This is a genomic window from Candidatus Dormiibacterota bacterium, from assembly GCA_035635555.1.
Taxonomy (GTDB): domain Bacteria; phylum Acidobacteriota; class Polarisedimenticolia; order Gp22-AA2; family Gp22-AA2; genus Gp22-AA3.
In genome coordinates this window covers 222,737-240,988 of record DASQAT010000046.1, presented here as the reverse complement: position 1 = coordinate 240,988, position 18,252 = coordinate 222,737, and the positions used below count along the sequence as shown (strand labels likewise).

Annotated in this window: 21 protein-coding genes and 1 tRNA gene; 1 reads left to right on the top strand and 21 read right to left on the bottom strand. The window is 67.3% G+C overall.

Translation table 11 applies throughout. The features are described 5' to 3' along the window. Positions 1-28 precede the first annotated feature (28 nt). The 8 genes from recO to hisS form a co-directional block, all read right to left on the bottom strand. Entirely contained in the window at positions 29-790 is a 762-nt protein-coding gene (recO, locus tag VEW47_13750) for a DNA repair protein RecO (protein ID HYS06246.1), read from the bottom strand. 24 nt (positions 791-814) lie between these two features. Then, entirely contained in the window at positions 815-2,158 is a 1,344-nt protein-coding gene (gene mgtE / locus VEW47_13745) for a magnesium transporter (GenBank protein ID HYS06245.1), read from the bottom strand. A gap of 55 nt (positions 2,159-2,213) precedes the next feature. Next, on the bottom strand, positions 2,214-3,164 hold the full coding sequence (gene era, locus VEW47_13740) for a GTPase Era (protein ID HYS06244.1): 951 nt from the start codon (positions 3,162-3,164) through the stop codon (positions 2,214-2,216). Further along, the gene (gene ybeY / locus VEW47_13735) at positions 3,161-3,655 is read right to left on the bottom strand and encodes an rRNA maturation RNase YbeY (GenBank protein HYS06243.1); all 495 of its coding nucleotides are present in this window, start codon (positions 3,653-3,655) and stop codon (positions 3,161-3,163) included. The genes era and ybeY overlap by 4 nt, the downstream gene beginning before the upstream one ends. Beyond that, a complete protein-coding gene (locus VEW47_13730) occupies positions 3,643-5,967 on the bottom strand; it encodes an HDIG domain-containing protein (GenBank protein HYS06242.1) in 2,325 nt (774 codons plus the stop codon). Before VEW47_13730 ends, ybeY begins: the two co-directional genes overlap by 13 nt. A gap of 8 nt (positions 5,968-5,975) precedes the next feature. Then, the gene (locus VEW47_13725) at positions 5,976-7,007 is read right to left on the bottom strand and encodes a PhoH family protein (GenBank protein HYS06241.1); all 1,032 of its coding nucleotides are present in this window, start codon (positions 7,005-7,007) and stop codon (positions 5,976-5,978) included. A 128-nt stretch (positions 7,008-7,135) separates the two neighbouring features. Further along, entirely contained in the window at positions 7,136-8,938 is a 1,803-nt protein-coding gene (aspS, locus tag VEW47_13720; GenBank protein ID HYS06240.1) for an aspartate--tRNA ligase, read from the bottom strand. Next, the gene (gene hisS / locus VEW47_13715; GenBank protein HYS06239.1) at positions 8,931-10,193 is read right to left on the bottom strand and encodes a histidine--tRNA ligase; all 1,263 of its coding nucleotides are present in this window, start codon (positions 10,191-10,193) and stop codon (positions 8,931-8,933) included. The genes aspS and hisS overlap by 8 nt, the downstream gene beginning before the upstream one ends. Before the next feature lie 163 nt (positions 10,194-10,356). On the opposite strand from hisS, the gene VEW47_13710 reads away from it, so the two are divergent. Further along, entirely contained in the window at positions 10,357-11,634 is a 1,278-nt protein-coding gene (locus VEW47_13710; protein ID HYS06238.1) for a PQQ-binding-like beta-propeller repeat protein, read from the top strand. A 12-nt stretch (positions 11,635-11,646) separates the two neighbouring features. Here VEW47_13710 and VEW47_13705 read toward each other — a convergent pair whose 3' ends face one another. From VEW47_13705 to spoVG, 13 genes are all read right to left on the bottom strand, one after another. Beyond that, the gene (locus VEW47_13705) at positions 11,647-12,708 is read right to left on the bottom strand and encodes a 3-isopropylmalate dehydrogenase (protein ID HYS06237.1); all 1,062 of its coding nucleotides are present in this window, start codon (positions 12,706-12,708) and stop codon (positions 11,647-11,649) included. After that, positions 12,705-13,088 (bottom strand): glutaredoxin family protein, encoded by a 384-nt coding sequence (locus VEW47_13700; GenBank protein HYS06236.1) that lies wholly within the window; start codon positions 13,086-13,088, stop codon positions 12,705-12,707. The genes VEW47_13705 and VEW47_13700 overlap by 4 nt, the downstream gene beginning before the upstream one ends. Then, entirely contained in the window at positions 13,085-13,477 is a 393-nt protein-coding gene (locus VEW47_13695; GenBank protein HYS06235.1) for a VanZ family protein, read from the bottom strand. The genes VEW47_13700 and VEW47_13695 overlap by 4 nt, the downstream gene beginning before the upstream one ends. Next, on the bottom strand, positions 13,477-13,656 hold the full coding sequence (locus VEW47_13690) for a hypothetical protein (protein ID HYS06234.1): 180 nt from the start codon (positions 13,654-13,656) through the stop codon (positions 13,477-13,479). Before VEW47_13690 ends, VEW47_13695 begins: the two co-directional genes overlap by 1 nt. Before the next feature lie 10 nt (positions 13,657-13,666). After that, positions 13,667-14,143 carry a DUF6677 family protein gene (locus VEW47_13685; GenBank protein HYS06233.1) on the bottom strand — a complete coding sequence of 159 codons (477 nt, stop codon included), beginning with the start codon at positions 14,141-14,143 and terminating at the stop codon, positions 13,667-13,669. Positions 14,144-14,147: 4 nt separating this feature from the next. Next, positions 14,148-14,591: a 50S ribosomal protein L9 gene (gene rplI / locus VEW47_13680; protein HYS06232.1), complete on the bottom strand. Its 444-nt coding sequence runs from the start codon at positions 14,589-14,591 to the stop codon at positions 14,148-14,150. A 33-nt stretch (positions 14,592-14,624) separates the two neighbouring features. Continuing rightward, on the bottom strand, positions 14,625-14,909 hold the full coding sequence (rpsR, locus tag VEW47_13675) for a 30S ribosomal protein S18 (protein ID HYS06231.1): 285 nt from the start codon (positions 14,907-14,909) through the stop codon (positions 14,625-14,627). 19 nt (positions 14,910-14,928) lie between these two features. Next, a complete protein-coding gene (rpsF, locus tag VEW47_13670; protein ID HYS06230.1) occupies positions 14,929-15,297 on the bottom strand; it encodes a 30S ribosomal protein S6 in 369 nt (122 codons plus the stop codon). A gap of 18 nt (positions 15,298-15,315) precedes the next feature. After that, on the bottom strand, positions 15,316-15,909 hold the full coding sequence (pth, locus tag VEW47_13665) for an aminoacyl-tRNA hydrolase (GenBank protein ID HYS06229.1): 594 nt from the start codon (positions 15,907-15,909) through the stop codon (positions 15,316-15,318). Positions 15,910-15,929: 20 nt separating this feature from the next. Continuing rightward, complete coding sequence (locus tag VEW47_13660) at positions 15,930-16,661, bottom strand: 50S ribosomal protein L25 (GenBank protein ID HYS06228.1); 732 nt, start codon at positions 16,659-16,661, stop codon at positions 15,930-15,932. 107 nt (positions 16,662-16,768) lie between these two features. Further along, positions 16,769-17,722, bottom strand: coding sequence for a ribose-phosphate pyrophosphokinase (locus VEW47_13655; protein HYS06227.1), 954 nt, complete (start codon positions 17,720-17,722; stop codon positions 16,769-16,771). A 38-nt stretch (positions 17,723-17,760) separates the two neighbouring features. Further along, positions 17,761-17,834: transfer RNA gene (locus VEW47_13650), tRNA-Gln, on the bottom strand. A 27-nt stretch (positions 17,835-17,861) separates the two neighbouring features. Beyond that, positions 17,862-18,227, bottom strand: coding sequence for a septation regulator SpoVG (gene spoVG / locus VEW47_13645; GenBank protein HYS06226.1), 366 nt, complete (start codon positions 18,225-18,227; stop codon positions 17,862-17,864). Positions 18,228-18,252: the final 25 nt, after the last annotated feature.

The following is an 18,252-nucleotide window of genomic DNA, read 5'->3' as shown; positions in this document are numbered from 1 at the left end:
ATCGTCACCCGTTCCCGCTCATCCCGTCTCAGCGCCCCCGGCGCAGCGCGCGCAGAATCTCGTAGCTCTTGAAGCGCCGGTCGGTCAATTCGAAGAAGACGATTTCCGCCAGCTCCTGGAGCGGCGCCAGCGCCCGCGCAACCGCCTCCCGCCCGATCAGGGCCGCGGGCGCCGCCTTCAGGATCTCCGCCGCGGCCGCGAGAGCGTCCGCCTGCAACGGCAGCCCGCCCGGCAGACCGCCCGCGGCGCACGTCCGGCACAGGACGACGCCGCCCCGCCGATCGTACTGTCCTCCGCGCGACCCGAGTTCGCGTCCGCAGCGTCCGCACGATGACAGGGACGGCAGGACCCCATGCAGCCGCAGCGTCCAGATCTCGAAATACCGCGCCGCCCACGCCAGGTCGAGTCCGTCGCGAACCGCCCGCAGCACGGCGTGCAGGAGTCGGAAGTACGGCTCGTCCTCCTGCTGCTCCCGCGCAAAGGCGTCGGCGACCTCCGCCATGCAGGCCAGGACGGCGGCCCGTTCCGGCTCCTCCTGAAGCCGATAGAACGACTCGAGGAGATCCACCGTTTCGATGCGCGCGAGGTCGGCCCCCTCGCGTTCGAAGTACTGCAGCCGGACGCGGCTGAGTGGTTCCAGGTTGCTCCCGAACCGCTTTCGGCTCCGCCGCGCCCCCTTGGCCACCGCCCGCACCTTCCCGGCCGCGCGCGTAAGGAAGGTCACGATCCGATCCGACTCCCCGAGGGGGTGGGATCGGATGACCATCGCCTCGGTCTCCCTCACCGGCACCTTGGACCCTCTCTCCCTCCGCCGTCATCGGTCGGCGAGGTGGGGCCCGGCCACCACGAAGAAGGAGAGCAGGCCGAGCAGGTCCACCGACGTCGTCACGAACGGATTCGTGGCCACCGCGGGATCGATGTGAAGGGTCTTCAGGAGCATCGGAAGGACGGCGCCCAGGACCGACGCCAGTCCCATCGACAACCAGAGCGACAGCCCCACGGCGAGACCCTGGATTCGACCGAGCCCCATCAGCAGGATGGCGGCGATCCCCAGGAGCGCCCCGAAAATGAAACCCAGGAGGATCGCGATCCGAATCTCCTTGAAGATGACACCGCCCGCGACGCGCATGGAGATCCGCCCGGTCGACAGGCCGCGGGCCATGATGGTGGCCGCCTGTGTTCCGATGTTTCCGCCCATGCCGAGCACGACCGGAATGAAGCAGGCCAGGGGCGGCAGCGGCGTGTAGGCCTTGATGACGAGGGCGCCCAGGAGCCCGCCTCCGAACGCCGCGAACATCCAGGGAAGCCGGAGCCCGGACGCCTTCAGCGTCGATCGTGTCAGGCGCTCCTCGTCGGATGTGCCCGCCAGTTTGTAGATGTCCTCGGTCGCCTCTTCGCGCATGACATCGATGACATCGTCGATCGTCACGATGCCCGCCAGAACACCGTCGGTGTCCACCACCGGGATGGCCAGGAGGTCGTACTGAGACACGATCTTCGCGACTTCCTCCTGATCGGTCTCCGGACGGACGGTGATCACGTCGGTCGACATGAGCTCCTTGAGCTCGGTCGTCGGCGGGACCGACAGCAGCTTGCGCAGCGACAGCACCCCCTTGAGGCGGCCCTGCCCGTCCAGCACATAGAGGTAGAAGACCATCTCCGCCTCCTGCGCCTTCTGGACCGCGGCGATCGCCTCCTGCACCGAGGTGTTCTCCGGCAGGGCCAGATAACGGATCGTCATGATCCGGCCGGCGGTGTCCTCGTCGTACTCGAGAAGGTCCTGGATCTCCTCGGAGGCCTCCTTCTGCATGTGGGACAGGATGCGTTCCCGGACGTCTCCGGCGAAGCCCGAGAGAATCTCCGCCACCTCCTCTGAGGGCAGGCGCTGCAGGATGGGCGCCAGGTCCTCCGGACTCATATCCCGCAGGAGATCGGGCCGGTGCGCCGGATGGATCAGACCGAGCAGGGCGGCCGCCTGGGCCGTGGCGCGCTCGGCGAGAAGGCGGAATGTCGCCGACTTCTCCTCCTCGTCCAGGGACTTGAAGGCTTCCGCCAGATCGGCGGCCCGCACCTTGCCCAGCATGTTGAGGAGATGGACGGTGGCGCTCCGGCGGAGCAGTTTCTTGATCGACTCCACCAGGATCGTGCTGTCTTTCATCGCGCCGCCCTGTCTCCCCGAGAAGGGCGGTCATTCTATCGCAACGGCGGGACAACTACGACAGCGGCAGACCGATGAGCCGGAGCAGGGCCGTGTCGTCGCGCCAGCCCTTCTTGACCTTCACCCACAGGGAAAGATGGACGCGTGATCCCAGGTACTCTTCGACCGCGTGGCGCGCGGCGGTGCCGATCCCTTTCATCATGCGGCCGCCCTCGCCTATCAGGATCCCTTTCTGCGATTCCTTGTCGGTGACGATGGTGGCGTGGATGCGGGTCAGGCCGTTCTCCGCGCGCTCCACGAGATCGATCATTATGGCGGTGGCGTGCGGCACCTCCTGCCGTGTCTGCCGGAACACCTGCTCGCGGATCAGCTCGGCGACAGCCTGTCGCTGGGGCAGGTCCGTGAGCATGTCCTCGGGGAAGTGGGCCGGTCCCGGTGGCATCTTCGCCGCGATGACGGCCTCCAGCCGATCGCTGTTTTCACCGGTCAGGGCCGACACGGGAACGATTTCGTCGAACAGTCCCATGCGACCCGCCTCGTCCATGAGCGGCAGAAGAGCCTCCTTCGGGGCCAGGTCGACCTTGTTCAGCACAAGGAGGTTGCGCGATCGGGCCTGCCGCAGCAGATCGAACGCGAAGCGGTCGCCGGGCCCGAACCCCTCGGAGGCATCGACCAGGATGCCCACCACATCGACCTCGCGCAGGACGCGCGTCGTCAGCCGCACCATCTCCTCGTTCATGCGATAGCGCGGCTTGTGGATCCCGGGGGTGTCGATGAAGATGACCTGGAGCCCGGGACGGTGCAGAATGCCCCGCACCGGAAAGCGCGTGGTCTGCGGGACGTCCGAGACGATCGACACCTTCGCCCCGACCATCCGGTTCATCAGGGTCGACTTGCCCACGTTGGCGCGCCCGACCAGGGCCACGAAGCCGCAGCGAAACTCCTCCGCGATCGGCGCCGCCCCCCGTCGGGTCGCGGCCGCGGATCCTTCCTCCCTCTCGCTCATGGAACCGACCCTCCGCTGGCGCCGCCCGGAGCCTCGCCCCAGGGCAGGCGCCGTCTCTTCAGGGAGACCCGCGCGGCGCGCGCCAGGAGCGTCCCCTCCAGGCGTCTCATCTCGCCGGCGTCCTCCTCGTGATCGTATCCGAGCAGGTGCAGGTACCCGTGCGTCACGAGCAGCGACAATTCCTCTTCCACCGTCCAGCGGGCGCGCCGCGCCTGGCGCCGGGCCTGGGGCACCGAGACGGCGAGGTCCCCGAGGTGGGGACGACCCGGCTCGAGCTCGCCGCGCGCGGGGAAGGACAGCACGTCGGTCGTCCGGTCCTTGCCTCGGAAGACCCGGTTGAGGCGACGCACCTCCGCGTCGGAAGCCAGCAGGAGCGTGACCCCCGAGCGGGTCCGCCGGGTCGCCCGCAGCAGCCGACCCAGGAGGCGGGAGCAGCGCGGCGCGAAACCGCGCCAGGCGGGCCGCTCCACCACCACGTCTATTGTCCCCATCGCTTGAAGGTCGGCGGCGGTCCCTCGTGCGACCGGCTGCCGCGAAACGGCCGCTCCTGGACCTTCTCGAAATCGAATCCGGGATAGTCGATTCGGTGATGGTAGATGCTGCTGAGCGTCCTCAGGAACGCCGCCTCGGCCCGCTCGAGATCGGAAAAGGTCAGGTCGGACTGGTCGAGCTGATCGTCGAGGACGACGTCCGAGACGATTTTTCGGATCAGGCCCTTGAAGCGCGCCGGGGAGGGGTCCTCGAGCGTGCGGGCGGCCGCCTCGATGGAGTCGGACAGCATGAAGATCGCCGCCTCCTTGGTCTGCGGCTTCGGTCCCGGGTAGCGGAAGTCGGATTCCTGCACGTCCCCCGTGCCCGCGCCCCCCGCCTGCAGGGCCTTCTGGTAGAAGAAGTTGATCTTCCGCGTCCCGTGGTGCTGCGGGATGATGTCCAGCACCTCCTTCGGCAGGCCGTAGCTTTTCGCCAGCTCGTATCCCTCCTTCACGTGGCTGGCGATGACCAGGGCGCTCATGTGCGGGCTCAGCCGGTCGTGGCGGTTGTCACCCTCCCTCTGGTTTTCGATGAAATAGCTGGGCTTCAGGAGTTTCCCCACGTCGTGATAGTAGGCGGCGACCCGGCAGAAGAGCGCATTGGCGCCGATCGCCTCCGCGGCGGCCTCCGCGAGGGTCCCTACGATGACGCTGTGATTGTAGGAGCCGGGAGCCTCCACCGCCAGACGACGCAGCAGGGGATTGTTGAGATTCGACAGCTCGAGCAGCCGCACGTCGGTGAGGATGTTGAACACCGACTCCATGAGCGGCAGCAGGAACGAGACGAGGACGGCGACCAGGACCCCCCCGAAGAACCCGCCGCCCATCTGGAAGACGAGGTGGGACAGGGGCGGCGGCGTCCCCGGAAGACCGAGGAGAGCCAAAACGGCGACCGCGTTGATCGTGCCGAGCAGGATGCCTGCCTGGATCGGCGCCGTGCGCCTGCGATAGCCCGTGACGCCGTATACCGCGGCCAGGTTCCCGATCAGGCAGTAGACCAGAAGCGAGAGATCGAAACCGGTCATCATCCCGAACAGCATCAGGTAGAAGAGCGTGTAGGCGACGCCCACGCGCGGTCCGACGAGCAGCGTGATCAGCATCGCGCCCGCCGCCAGGGGCAGCATGAAGCGGTACAGCCCGGGATTGGCATACGGCTCCACCCCAAGCGAGCCGACGAGGTGGTCGAAGAGCCAGAGGAAGCCGCGATCGATGGTCAGGGCGATGACCGTCACCAGCACCAGAAGGGCGAACAGATGCCGCTCACGACGCTCCGTTTTCCGGTAGAAGTCGGCGTAACGGAGCATGAACAGGACGACGAGACCGAGCAGGAGGACCGTGCCGACGAGCGTCATCGGGCTCTTCTTCGAGGCGCCGCGATAGGCCAGGAGCATGCGGGCGGCCGCATCCCCCACCGCTTCCCCCCGGCGAGCGAGGAGCTTGCCTTTCGGGATGCGGACGATCAACGGTTCGATGCGCCCTTCCGCCTCCTGTCTCCGGGTCTCGCTCACGGCGCCGTCGAACACCAGGCTGGGCGTGATGAGGTCCTGCAGGAAGGGTCCGAGCGACTCCACCTCGCGCGGGGACGCTCCGGCTTCGCGCAGCGTCACGAGCGCCCGCCGGCGCGCCTCGTCGAGCGACAGGGTGCGATCGCTCGTGTTCTCATCCCACTCGTCCCCGGCGCGCGCGTCGCGCACCGTCACGCGACCCGATGCGGGGAGGAGAATGAGGCTCCCGACGATGGGCCGCTGGTACGCGCTGCGCAGGGCCTGCAGGAAGTGCTCCTCCGTCCGCACGTCGAACCGAACCGAGACCAGGTAGTCACGGGCCTGACGGGCCGCGGCCGTTCGCAGTCCGTTCTTCGCGGCCGGCGCATCGTCGGACGCTCCGCGGCCGGCGCGCCAGATCTCGAAGGCCTGCCGGGCCGAGCTCACGGCGTCGGCGAGAGCCTGACTGTCCAGGTCGTATACGGGAGGGACCATTCCTCGGGCCGCGTCGCGGACCTCCTTCGTCGCGGCGTCGTCCACGAATTCGCGCGTCTCTGGCGCGACGATGTCGGACGGTGCTGTCGACCCCGCCGGAAGGACCGGAGGCTCCTGCCGCAGCTGCCGACTCAGCACGAGGGGTGTCGCGGAGACGAGAAACAACGTGATCCACGCTGCGCGCGAGTCGTACACAGCCTCGAGAGCCGCGTGCAGGCCGGCGCGCGCGCGCTCGATGGATCCTCTCCGGCCCGGGTTGCCAGGGGACGGACGATCCGCTCGTGGCGTGGACATGGGGGCCGTCAGCGCCGCCCGGAGGGTTCGGAGGTGGACCGGGAGGATCGGCGTCGGCCCCTGGCCTGGACCGGGGCACCGGTCTTCGCGGGCTGGTTTCCGTTCCGGTACGCCTCGTAGGCCTTGATGATGCTCTGCACGAGCGGGTGCCGCACGACGTCCGTTTCGTCGAAGTAGACGAACCGGATCCCCGTCACGGACGCGACGACGGTCTGCGCCTCGATGAGGCCGGAAGTCCGGCCGGGCGGCAGGTCGACCTGAGTGACGTCCCCGTTGATCACCGCCTTGGAATTGCTCCCGAGGCGGGTCAGGAACATCTTCATCTGCTCGGATGTCGTGTTCTGCGCCTCGTCCAGGATGACGAAGGAGTTGTTCAGGGTGCGGCCGCGCATGAAGGCGAGCGGTGCTATCTCGATCGCTCCGCGCTCCATCTGCGCGTCCGCGCGGTCGCGATCGAGCAGGTGGTACAGGGCGTCGTACAGGGGCCGGAAGTAGGGATCCACCTTTTCCGCCATGTCCCCGGGCAGGAAGCCGAGCTTTTCCCCGGCCTCGACCGCCGGCCGGCAGAGAATGATGCGCTCCACCTTCTTCTCCGTGAGGTGTCCGACGGCCGCCGCCACGGCCAGGTAGGTCTTGCCCGTGCCCGCCGGACCGATGGCGATCACCAGATCGTTGTCCTTGATCGCATCGAGGTACAGCCTCTGATTGAGGCTCTTGGGAGTCACGTACCGGCCGTTTGTGGCCCGCAACCGCCCCGACGCGAAGAACTCGTGGAGAACGGCGGAACGGTTGTCACGCAGCAGGCGCGCGGCGATTTCCACGTCCCCTTTCTTCAGGGCGTACCCTCCCCGCACGACCATGGCGAGCTGATCAATGAGATTCGCGGCCAGGGCCTCCTTGTCCGGATCCCCCTGCACGGTTACTTCCGTGCCGCGCGCGGAGACACGCACGCCCAGGTCTTTCTCGATCGTCTTGAGGTTTTCGTCGTAGTGTCCGAAGACGTCGATGAGGAATTCTTCGGGGAGTGCGACTTTTCGCATTCGGCTCGGCGTGCCCCCCCGATCACCGGTGGAGACCTGAAACAGGGGTCTAACTTAACATCCGATCACGATGTTGTCAATGCAATCGCCACAGGGGGTCATCGCGTAACACTTGTATTATCAATTGGTTACTTCGATGGCGGTCGTATCGACGGGGGCATCTCGACACGAATCGAGAGATCCTTGAGCTGCCGCTCGGTCACGGGCGAGGGGGCCCCGCTCATCAGGTCGACTCCGCTGGCCGTTTTTGGAAAGGCGATGACGTCCCGGATCGACGGGCAGCCGGTCAGGAGGGCGGTCAGTCGGTCCACGCCCAAGGCGATGCCGCCGTGGGGGGGAGCCCCCATTCGCAGTGCGCTCAGGAGAAAGCCGAACTTCGATTCGGCCTCCTCCCGGCCAATCCCGAGGACCTGGAATACCTTGGCCTGCAGATCGCTCCTGTGGATCCGGATGCTGCCGCCGCCGATCTCCATGCCGTTCAGCACGAGATCGTAGGCGAGCGCGCGTGCGTCCAGGGGTCGGCTCTCGAGCAGCGGGACGTCCTCCGGGCGCGGCGCGGTGAACGGGTGATGGCAGGAGACCAGTCTCCCCTCCTCGTTGCTGTGCTCGAACAGGGGGAACTGGTGCACCCACAGGAGAGCGTCACGGGTTTCGTCGACGAGCTTCTCGGCCCTGGCGATGGACAGCCGCAGGCCGCCCAGAATCGTGCAGGCGGGCTTCCAGGCATCCGCCACGATGAGGAGAAGGTCGTTGTTTCCTCCGCCGGCGGCCTCGAGGACGGCCCGGCAGCCCGCCTCGGTCAGGTGCTTGAGGACCGAGGACTGGATGCCCCCCCCCGAGCTCTTGATCCAGATCAGACCCTTCGAGCCCAGAACCTTGGCCGCCTCCACGGTGTTGTCGATCCGCTGCCGCGACCAGATTCCGCCCCCCGGGATGGGCAGCGCCTTGACCACGCCGCCCTTGCTCACGCTGTCCGAGAAAACCCGGAAGGGACTGTTCGCGACGGCGCCGGTCACGTCCTTGATCTCGAGGGAAAAGCGGACATCCGGTTTGTCGCTGCCGTAGCGTTCCAGCGCCTCGCGGTACGACAGACGCGGGTAGGGGCCCCGGATGGAGCGGCCGGCGGCGCGGAATATCTCCTCCACGAGTCCTTCCATGAGAGGGTACAGCGCCTCCGGATCCGGAAACGACAGCTCGACGTCGATCTGCGTGAACTCCGGCTGGCGGTCGGCCCGCAGATCCTCGTCGCGGAAACACTTGGCGATCTGGAAATAGCGGTCGCAGCCCGCGACCATGAGGAGCTGCTTGTAGATCTGGGGCGACTGCGGCAGAGAGTAGAAGCGTCCCGGGTTGACCCGGGAGGGGACCAGGTACTCGCGCGACCCTTCCGGCGTGCTGCGCGTCAGGATGGGCGTCTCGATCTCCAGAAAGCCGTGCGCGTCGAGGAACTGTCTCGCGGCCAGGAGGATTCGATGCCGCGTTTCGAGGATCCGCTGCTGGCGCGGCCGGCGCAGGTCCAGGTATCGGTAGCGCAGCCGCACGTCCTCGGCGACGTTCGCCTCGTCGTTGAGCGGAAACGGCAGGGTCTCGGAGGTGTTCAGGACGTCGAGGCGCTCGGCTCGGACCTCGATCTCGCCGGTCGGCAGCACCGCATTCAGGTTCCCGGGACCGCGGGCCACCACCTGGCCGCTCACCGCGATCACGAACTCGGGGCGGAGGGTCTTGGCCGTCGCGAACGCCTCAGGGGCGGTCTCCGGGTTGAACACCGCCTGGGTGACTCCGAAGCGATCGCGCACGTCGCAGAACAGGAGCCCGCCGTGATCGCGCACGCTGTCCACCCAGCCGAGAAGACGCGCTTCGCGGCCGGCATCCTTCCCCCGGAGCGCGCCGCAGGTGTCGGTCCTCTGAGGGTACATCCCTGTTTCAGCCACCCATCATCTCCCCGAGCCGCGCGACCACGGTCTCTTCCGCGATCGTCTCCTGCGAGCCGTCGGACATGGTCTTGAGGGTCACGGAACGCTCCTTCACCTCGCTCTCGCCGAAAATCAGCACGAAACGGGCCCGAAGATCGTTGGCGCGGCGCAGCTGCGCCTTCAGGCTCTTGTCGGGAAGCGGGTCGAACACGACCCTTCTCCCCGCGGCCCGCAGCGCCCGCGCCACCAGCAGCGCCCGTTCGACACCCGGCTCTCCCACCGCGGCGATGAAGACGTCCGGACCCCCGCCGTCGACCGGGCGGGCCGACGGCAGCGCCATCACCAGGCGTTCCTCGCCGACCGCGAACCCGAAGCCCGGGACATCCGGGCCGCCGAGATCGCGGATCAGTCCGTCGTAGCGGCCGCCACCCAGCAGGGCGTTCTGCGCCCCCAGGGATTGAAGCGCCACCTCGAAGGCCGTACGCCGATAGTAGTCGAGTCCGCGCACCAGCCTCGGGTCGACCCGGTGACGCACACCATAGTTGCGGAGCAGGCCGAGGACATGGTCGAAATGCTCGCGACACGCGGCACAGAGAAAGTCCGTGATCGCCGGCGCCTGCGCCATCGTGGCCCGGTCCGCCTCCACCTTGCAGTCGAAGCAGCGCAGCGGATTGTCCACCATGCGACGGCGGCAATCCTCGCAGAGACCGTCCCTGCGCGGCTCGAGATACGCAAGGAGCGCAGCGCGATAGGCGGGACGGCACGTGGAATCGCCGACGGAATTGAGGACCAGCTCAGGGTCGTCCAGCCCCAGCCGGTGCAGGAATCTCATGAGCATCTCGAGCGTCTCGGCGTCGACGGCCGGGTGCTCGCTGCCGAACACCTCGACACCGATCTGGTGAAACTGCCGCATGCGTCCCTTCTGCGGCCGCTCGTAACGGAACATGGGACCGATGTAGTACAGCCTCTGCAGTCCCGATGCGCGGTGCATCTGGTGCTGGAGAACGGCGCGGGCCACGGGGGCGGTGTTCTCGGGACGCAGGGTCAGCGACCGGCCGCCTCGATCGACGAAGGTGTACATCTCCCTCGACACGATGTCGCTCCCCTCGCCGATGCCGCGCGCGAACAGCTCCGTGCTCTCGAAGATGGGCGTCCGTATCTCCCCGAACCCGTAGCGCTCGAAGATTTCGCGGGCGTGATCTTCCACGAGCTGCCAGCGCCCGATCTCCTCCGGCAGGATGTCGCGCGTGCCCTTCTGTGCCTCGATCATGATCCCTGCGTGCCCTGCACGAGGCATTCCCCGAAGACCGGACTGCCTTCCGGAATGCGCGCCGCGTGCGGTGCCTGGCGAAAGGGCGTGCAGAATAGCACACCCGTCCGTCCGGGCGGAAGGAGACGGGAGGTCTATAATGCCCGTGCGCGCGCGACGAGGTGTCATGAGACGGAGAGGGATTCCAGAAAGTGTCTCGAGGCGGCGAGGCCAGGCGTTCCTGGCCGCGCTTGTCGCGCTCACCCTTCTGGCCTGGCCGATCGAATCCGGGGCGGTGCGCCGGCAGCGGACGGTCTTCCTCAGCCAGCCGCCCGACTGGGCTCCCCAGGTCGACGAGGACCACAAGCAGCCGTCACTGGCCTTCCACCCGGCGTGGACCTGGAGCGGCTTCAAATCGCCGCTGGCGGGCGACCCGCTCGCGTGCGCGGGATCCATCGTCGCCGCAAGCCGGGACGGAGAGATCGCCGCGCTCGAGCCGATGAAGGGCGAGGCCCGCTGGGTGGCGGCCCTCGCCGAGCCCGTGATTCAGGGCCCCGCGAGCGACGGAACGCGCTTGTTCATCGCGACCTCCCGCGGCCGCCTTCACGCTCTCAACGGCAGCGACGGAGCCTCACTCTGGACGACGGACCTTCCGGCCGAGCCGGTGGTCGCTCCGCGGGTCCTCGGAACGCGCGTCCTGATCGGCACGGCAGACGGCAGTCTCCTGTCGATCGAGAAGGACAGCGGCCGGGTGGCGGCGACACGCCTGCTGCCCGGACGCGCCTCGACTCCTGCAGAGCCCGCGCCCGGTTCGGTGCTGGTCGGCACGGATCACGGGGCTGTCCTGGCGCTCGAGGAATCGAGCCTGGAGGTGCGCTTCCAGCGCGACATCGGTGTGCCGATCACCTCTCCTCCCGTGTTCGATGGCGCGCGTGTCTGGTTCGCCGCCGCCGACCGGACGGTCCGCTGTCTTCGCTTCCGGAGCGGCCGGGAGCGCTGGGTGGCGAGGACAGGGGCCATGTGCACCGCTCGACCGTTGGTTCTCGGTCCATATCTTTACGTGCTGAGCTACGACAACGACATCTACGTCTTCGGCAAGCGCAACGGCCACCAGCTGACCCGCGTCCGCCTCGGTCACCGACTGGATGCCGACGCGGTGGTGGCTCAGGACCACCTGTTCGTCGTACCGTTCACCGAAGCCAGCATCGTGGGGCTGACCCTGCCGGGCCTGCAGAAGGCCGGACGCTTCGATCTCCAGGCTCCCGGAGAATGGTTCACGACGGCCCCCCTCTGGCTGGCGGACCGGGTCGCGCTCGGCTACGGTCGCAGCGAAGGACGGATCCTCTCCCTGCTGGTCTCGAAACAGGTGGCGCAGCCGAAGGCGCCTGGCGCGAACAAGCCGGACGCGAAGGAGCCGGGGCCGGCTGCCCCGCCGGCGGCCGACGGGACATCGCCCCGGCACTAGGAGTGTGTCCTCTCAGGCGCCGCGCGCGGCCAGGATGCGTCGGCGGATCTCGTCTCCGGTCTCTCGTGTTCCGAGGTCCCCGCCGAGATCGCGCGTCGTGCGGCCCGCGATCACCGCGCCCGTGACAGCCTCCTCGAGAAGGCGGGCCTCCTGCCGGTAACCGATCTCCTCGAGCATCATGGCGGCCGAGAGAACCGCCCCCATCGGATTGGCGACGTTCTTCCCCGCGTACTTCGGCGCTGAGCCGTGCACCGGCTCGAACAGCGAAGTCCGGCCGGGATGGATATTGCCGCTCGCCGCGAGGCCCAGGCCGCCCTGCAGCTGCGCCCCCAGGTCGCTCAGGATGTCGCCGAACATGTTGCAGGTGACGATGACATCGAACTGGGACGGGTCCTTGATCATCTGCATCGCCAGCACATCCACGTAGAGATGGGACGCTTCGATGTCGGGGTAATCGGGGGCCACCTCCCGGAACGTACGCTGCCACAGGTCATGTCCGTAGGTGAGCGCGTTGCTCTTGTCCGACATCAGGACGCGCCGACGACCGCGGGATCGCGCGTACTCGAACGCGTGCCGGATGATGCGCTCCACCCCCTTGCGTGTGTTGATGTCCTCCTGGACGGCGAGCTCGTCGGGGGTCCCCTTCTTGAAGATCCCACCCATGCCCACGTAGAGCCCCTCGGTGTTCTCGCGGAAGATGACGAAGTCGATGTCGCGGGTCGTCCTCCCCTTGAGGGGCGTCAGACGCTCGGCGATGAGCCGGACGGGGCGCTGGTTGACGTACAGATCGAGCTTGAACCGGAGACCGAGCAGGATGTCGGCCGCGTGCCGGTTGTCCGGCACGCGGGGGTCCCCCAGGGCCCCCAGCAGGATGGCATCGTAGCCGCGCAGGGAGTCGAGGGCGGCGACGGGCAGCGTCTCGCCGGTCTTCAGGAAATGTTCCGCACCGTACGGCAGGAGGTCGAGATCGAGCGGCCGCCCCCCGACCTGCGCGGCGGCCCGCAGGCATTCGACCGCCTCGCGCGTCACCTCGACGCCGATACCGTCCCCCGGGATGACCGCGATGCGACTCACAGGGTCCGATCCTCCGGGGGGCTCCCGCCGAGGCCGAGGAGCCGGCGGATCCACGCGACGCGCGGCCGCGAGGGTCCCTCTTTCCCAGGGCAGGCCCCGGGCGGACGCTCGTCCAGACCCCGCAGAAAGTCCGCGGCGCGCGAGAACGCCTCGTCCACCTCCCGCGCCCCGGAGCCGCCGGAGAGCGACGCTCCGCCGGGAAGCTCCAGGACGGGGACCCGGCTGCCGTAGCGCAGCTGGAGCGCCGGATCGGCATCCACGTCGGCCTCGATGAGACCCACGCGGTGCCGGCGGGACGAGCGCTCCGCCAGCCGTCCAAGCGCGAAGCACAGCGGACAGGCGTGGCGGGTGTAGAGGACCGCGCCCGCCCTGCCTCTCACAGCACGCTCCGCCTGTACAGGAGACGGTGTCCGAAGTACAGCGCCAGCAGCCCCGTCCCCGCTCCGATCGCGTCGCTGACGACATCGGTGATGTCCGCGAACCGGTTCGGCACGAACATCTGATGGATCTCGTCGCTGATGGCGTAGCCGACGCAGAGGCCGAACGCAATCAGGAGGGTGTGCGATGACACCGATCGCGTCAGACCGTTGTTCAACGCCCGGGCCATCAGGACGGCGAGCCCCAGGTACTCCACCGAGTGCTCGAGGTAGTCGGGATAGGCGGCGGCCCACGGGATCTGCGACAGGCTGGAGAGATAGAAGATGAGGACGACGTACGCGAGGAGCGGGCCCCAGATCCACAGGGCGCGCAGGACTCTGCGGACGGGCATCACCGGATCGGGAACGGGTACATCACGTAGGCGAGCACGAGCGACAGCACGATCATCGATCCGCCCAGGATGAGGACGACGCGCATCCGGTTCTTCGCGTCATTCTGGGTCAGGAACGCGAAGAACACGGCCACCAGCCCCGAGAACACCACCATGTTGAGGAAGTGGCTTCGGATCATCCCGGACCCGTCACTCTTTCCGTCCGGTCGCGATGTCGAACGCGTCCAGGATCAGGAGGAGGTTCATCAGTCCCGCGGTGAGGAGGAAGGTGTTGCCGTACTCGTAGGTCACGCTGCGCACGCGCGCGCGCTGGCGGTCCACGAGCCGGGTGCGCCGGGGGTCTCCCTCCTCGCCGGGCAGGGCGTAGACGATCGTGCCGTAGGTCAGGTAGCGGCCGACGAGATCGAACGGACCCACGGCCACGTTGTCGAAGGTGGCCAGGAACGTGAGGGGCTGCCGCTCCTCGATGAGCGACGCCGCCCCGTCCGACGCGATCCCGAGGCCGAACGTGGCCGCCACCACGAGGAAGAATACCGCGGCGCGTCCCTTCTTCCCCAGGTAGAGATGGCCGAGACCGGGAACGAGCCATGCGAGCGCGCAGGCCACGAACGACCCCGCAGCGGAACGCGCCCTGGGCGCGGCCTGCTCCACCATCGTCTCGCTCACGCGGCTACTCCTTGACCACCCACACCTTCACCTCGGCGGTCACCTCGGGATGCAACCGGATCGGAATCGTATAGATCCCCAGGCTCTTGATCGGTTCCGGAAGCTGGATGCGCCTCTTGTCGACGACGATCCCTTCCTTCGACAGCGACTCCGCGACATCACCGGACGTCACCGATCCGTACAGCACGTCGCTCTCCCCCACCTTGCGCACGAGAGTCAGCGACAGCGCCTGGATCCTGCCCGCCAGCGCCTGGTTCTCCTCCTTCTCCTTCGTGAGCCGGACGACGTACCGCCGCTTCTCCCTCTCGATGACCTTCAGGTTCCCCGCCGTGGCCGGCAGGGCCTTTCCGAGAGGCAGGAGATAGTTCCGGGCGTAGCCATCGGCGACCTTGACGATCTCGCCGCGGCGGCCCAGCTTGTCGATGTCTTCCTTCAGGACAATCTGCATGCGTTCCTCCGGCAGGCCTTCAGGCGGCGCCTCTCAATCCGAGGTGAACGGAATCAGGGCCAGGATGCGCGCTCTCTTGATGGCCTGCATCAGCTTGCGCTGATGCTTGGAGCACGTTCCCGCGATCCTCCGAGGGAAGATCTTGGCGCGCTCCGGCGTGAAGGCCTGGAGGAGCCGGACGTCCTTGTAATCGATGAACTTGATCTTCTCGTCGCAGAATTTGCAGAACTTCTTCTTCCGGAACAGGAACTTCTTCTTGTACTGCTTCTTGCGTCCGCGATCCTGCCCTCGTCCGCCCGATTCTCTCGATTCCCTCATCGTCTCTCCTGTGCCCCGCTCAGGGCATCATGGGCGGCTCGAGAAGCTGCTCGTCGCGCTCCGGCCGCGGCCTCATCATCGGGGAAGGACCGAGCTGAAGCTCGCTTTCCACCCGCACCGCCATGTGGCGGAGAATCCTGTCGTTCATGCGGAACCGTCGATCGAGCTCCTTGACCAGCGTCGCGGGGCACTCGAGGGTCATCAGGACGTAGATTCCCTCCTCGTGGTGCCTGATCGAGTAGGCGAGCCGGCGCTTGCCCCACTTCTCAATCTTCACGGACTTGCCTCCGGCGGCCGTCACGACCTGCTCGTATCCCTTGATGAGCTCATCGACTTCCTCGTCCGTATAGGTCGGGTCGGCGATGAACACCGTCTCGTATTGTAGCATTGCGTGGACCCTCTCTTTCTAGACTGGACCTTCCGCCGCGCCCGAGCGCGGCGGTGCATTGAAGCGGTTCATGGCGGCCGTCACGCCCAGGAGGACGGCCGTCTCGGCGCAGTCCGCCGCGAGCCGCACCAGATCGGGAATTCGCGCGCGCTCAGCGCGACGGAACGGCGCCAGGACGAAGTCGGCGTGCGCCGAGGCGGGGTCCGCGGGACCGACGCCCACGCGCAGGCGGGAGAACTCCTGGGTTCCGAGCGTCTCGATGATCGACAGGAGACCCTTGTGGCCTCCGTGAGTGCCGCGCGGACGCAGCCTGATCGTTCCGAACTCGAGATGCAGATCGTCGCAGACCACCAACAACTCCTCCGGCCCCGCCTCCGCGAGGACCAGGAGCGCCGCCACCGCGGCGCCGCTTCGGTTCATGTAGGTCAAGGGGCGCGCCACGAGCACCGCGGCCCCGTCGATCCTCGCCCGGCTCACCAGCGACCGCGCCCGGCGCTCCTCGTAAGGGTGGCCGCGGCGCGCCAGAATCTCCTCGGCCACCTTGTAGCCGATGTTGTGGCGGGTCGTCTCGTACTCCTCGCCCGGGTTGCCCAGACCCACGACAACCTTCAACGCCCGCCGTCCTTCCCGCTCTACTTCTTCCCTTCCCTGCCTTCCGGCTTCTTGGCTTCCTTCTTCTTCGTCTCGTCGGCTTCGGTCGCCTCTCCCGCCTCCTCGTCCACGGCCTTGCCCTTCTTGATGACCTCGGGCTCCGCGGGGGCGGCCGGCGCGGCCTCGGCGGCCGGTGCCGCGACCTCCTCCTTGGCGGGCGGGGTGACCACGACGAGCGTCACGTCGGCCTCGCTCAGGATGCGATACTTGTCGCTCTTGGGGAGATCGGAGACGCGCAGCGCGTCGCCGATCTTGAGCGGTGTGACATCGATCACGATGTGCTCCGGGATGTCGCCGGGGAGGCAGGAGACCCGCACCTGGCGCGTCACATGGTCGAGAATGCCGCCGTCGAGCTTGACGCCCGCCGCCTCGCCCGTCGCCTGTACGGGAACGTCCACCTCGATCACTTCATCCATCTGGATGCGCACAAAATCGGCATGAATCAGGTTCCCCCGGACCGGGTCGACCTGATATTCCTTGATCATGACGTGTCGCCGGGCTTCCGTGTCGACCAGGCCGAGCTGGAAAATCGTATTGACCCCGGATTCAGAGCGGATGATCTCCAGGATCTTCTTCGGATCCACGACCACCGGGACCGCATCCTTCTTCGCGCCGTAAACGATCGCCGGGATCAGACCCTCGTGCCTCAGGCGGCGGGACGGGTTTTTCCCCAGCGTCTCCCGGCTCTTCACGTCGACCACGATTTCCTTCATCGCGCGTATCCTTCAGCGCCCGGGAGCGGCGCGCGCCGTCCCTGCGGCTCAAAAAACGGAACCTCCCGGCGTTCCGGAAGATCCCGCGGCCCGTGAGCCGGCGCCCGCTACACGAACAGCGAGCTCACCGACGAGTTCGTGTGAATCCTCTTGATCGCCTCACCCAGGAGTCCGGCCACCGAGAGCACCGTGATGCGCCCGGCACGACGCTTCTCCTCGTCGATCGGAATGGTGTTGGTCACGACCGTCTGCATCATCTCGGAGGCGCGGATGCGATCGACCGCCGGACCCGACAGCACGGCGTGCGTGAAGCAGCCGTAGATCCCCTTCGCGCCCTTGCGCGTCAGGGCTTGCACGGTGCCGGCGAGCGTCCCGGCCGTATCGACGATGTCGTCGACGATCAGACAGGTGCGACCGTCGACTTCGCCGATGACGTGCATGACCTTCGGCTCGTTCCCCTCGCCCCGCCGCTTGTCGATGATGGCGAGCGATGCATCCAGTCGCTTGGCGTACGCGCGCGCCCGCTCGACACCGCCCGCGTCGGGTGAAACGATGACCAGGTTCTTCAGGCCCAGCGCGGCCACATGGTCGATCATCACCGGCGCCGCGAACAGGTGGTCCACGGGAATGTTGAAGAATCCCTGGATGGCCGGCGCGTGCAGATCCATCGCCAGGATGCGATCGGCCCCCGCGGCCGTCAGGAGATCCGCGACCAGCTTCGCCGAGATCGGGACCCGCGGTTTGTCCTTGCGGTCCTGCCGCGCGTAACCGTAGTAGGGCAGCACCGCGGTGATGCGGGCCGCCGAGGATCTCTTGAAGGCATCCAGCATGACGAGGAGTTCCATCAGGTTCGCGTCGGCCGGCGGGCAGGTCGGCTGGATGACGAAGACGTCTGCGCCGCGCACGTTCTCCAGAATCTGGCAGTACGCCTCGCCGTCCGCGAAACGCCGGCATTCGGTGCGTCCCAGGGGGATCCCGAGGAAAGAACAGATCTCCTTGGCCAGCACCGGGTGGGCGCTGCCCGTGAACACCGTCAGGCCGTTCATGTCGGCCGGGCTCATCTCTTCGTGTCCTCTCCTGCGGACCCGCTTGCGCCCCGTGGTTGGGGCGGGAGGATTCGAACCTCCGGTCCTGGATCCAAAGTCCAGTGTCTTACCACTTGACGACGCCCCAACGATCGGCTCCTGATCCGGTCCGGTGTTACGCAGGTGTGGGATCGTCCGGGTGGGGGGTGGAGGATGGCTCGAGGCCCGCCGGACCGTCGGAACGATCGTCTTCGTCGCCGGCCGCGCGATCGGCTGCGGCACCGCCGCGTGCGAGGACTTCCTTGTACCTGGCCAGCACCTTCTCCTCGATCTTCCTGCGCGTGTCGTTGTTCAGCGGGTGGGCGATGTCCCGAAACGTTCCGTTTTTCCGCTTCTTGCTGGGCATCGAGATGAACAGCCCGTTGTTCCCGTTGATGATCTTGATGTCGCTGACCACGAAGCAGTCGTCAATGATGATGGAGACGAAGGCCTTCAGCTTGTCTTCGCCGACTGGAAAGACCCGGACCTCCGTGATTTCCATGCCCGGCGCCTCTCTTCGCTGTCCC

Bases quoted from the DNA above. Each gene is read 5' to 3' on its own strand.
- VEW47_13690 (HYS06234.1), bottom strand. From the start codon at position 13,656: ATGATCCGAAGCCACTTCCTCAACATGGTGGTGTTCTCGGGGCTGGTG.
- mgtE (HYS06245.1), bottom strand. From the start codon at position 2,158: ATGAAAGACAGCACGATCCTGGTGGAGTCGATCAAGAAACTGCTCCGC.
- VEW47_13725 (HYS06241.1), bottom strand. From the start codon at position 7,007: ATGCGAAAAGTCGCACTCCCCGAAGAATTCCTCATCGACGTCTTCGGA.
- VEW47_13695 (HYS06235.1), bottom strand. From the start codon at position 13,477: ATGCCCGTCCGCAGAGTCCTGCGCGCCCTGTGGATCTGGGGCCCGCTC.
- era (HYS06244.1), bottom strand. From the start codon at position 3,164: ATGAGCGAGAGGGAGGAAGGATCCGCGGCCGCGACCCGACGGGGGGCG.
- VEW47_13655 (HYS06227.1), bottom strand. From the start codon at position 17,722: ATGAGCCCGGCCGACATGAACGGCCTGACGGTGTTCACGGGCAGCGCC.
- ybeY (HYS06243.1), bottom strand. From the start codon at position 3,655: ATGGGGACAATAGACGTGGTGGTGGAGCGGCCCGCCTGGCGCGGTTTC.
- VEW47_13710 (HYS06238.1), top strand. From the start codon at position 10,357: ATGAGACGGAGAGGGATTCCAGAAAGTGTCTCGAGGCGGCGAGGCCAG.
- rpsF (HYS06230.1), bottom strand. From the start codon at position 15,297: ATGCTACAATACGAGACGGTGTTCATCGCCGACCCGACCTATACGGAC.
- spoVG (HYS06226.1), bottom strand. From the start codon at position 18,227: ATGGAAATCACGGAGGTCCGGGTCTTTCCAGTCGGCGAAGACAAGCTG.
- VEW47_13730 (HYS06242.1), bottom strand. From the start codon at position 5,967: ATGTCCACGCCACGAGCGGATCGTCCGTCCCCTGGCAACCCGGGCCGG.
- rpsR (HYS06231.1), bottom strand. From the start codon at position 14,909: ATGAGGGAATCGAGAGAATCGGGCGGACGAGGGCAGGATCGCGGACGC.
- VEW47_13660 (HYS06228.1), bottom strand. From the start codon at position 16,661: ATGAAGGAAATCGTGGTCGACGTGAAGAGCCGGGAGACGCTGGGGAAA.
- rplI (HYS06232.1), bottom strand. From the start codon at position 14,591: ATGCAGATTGTCCTGAAGGAAGACATCGACAAGCTGGGCCGCCGCGGC.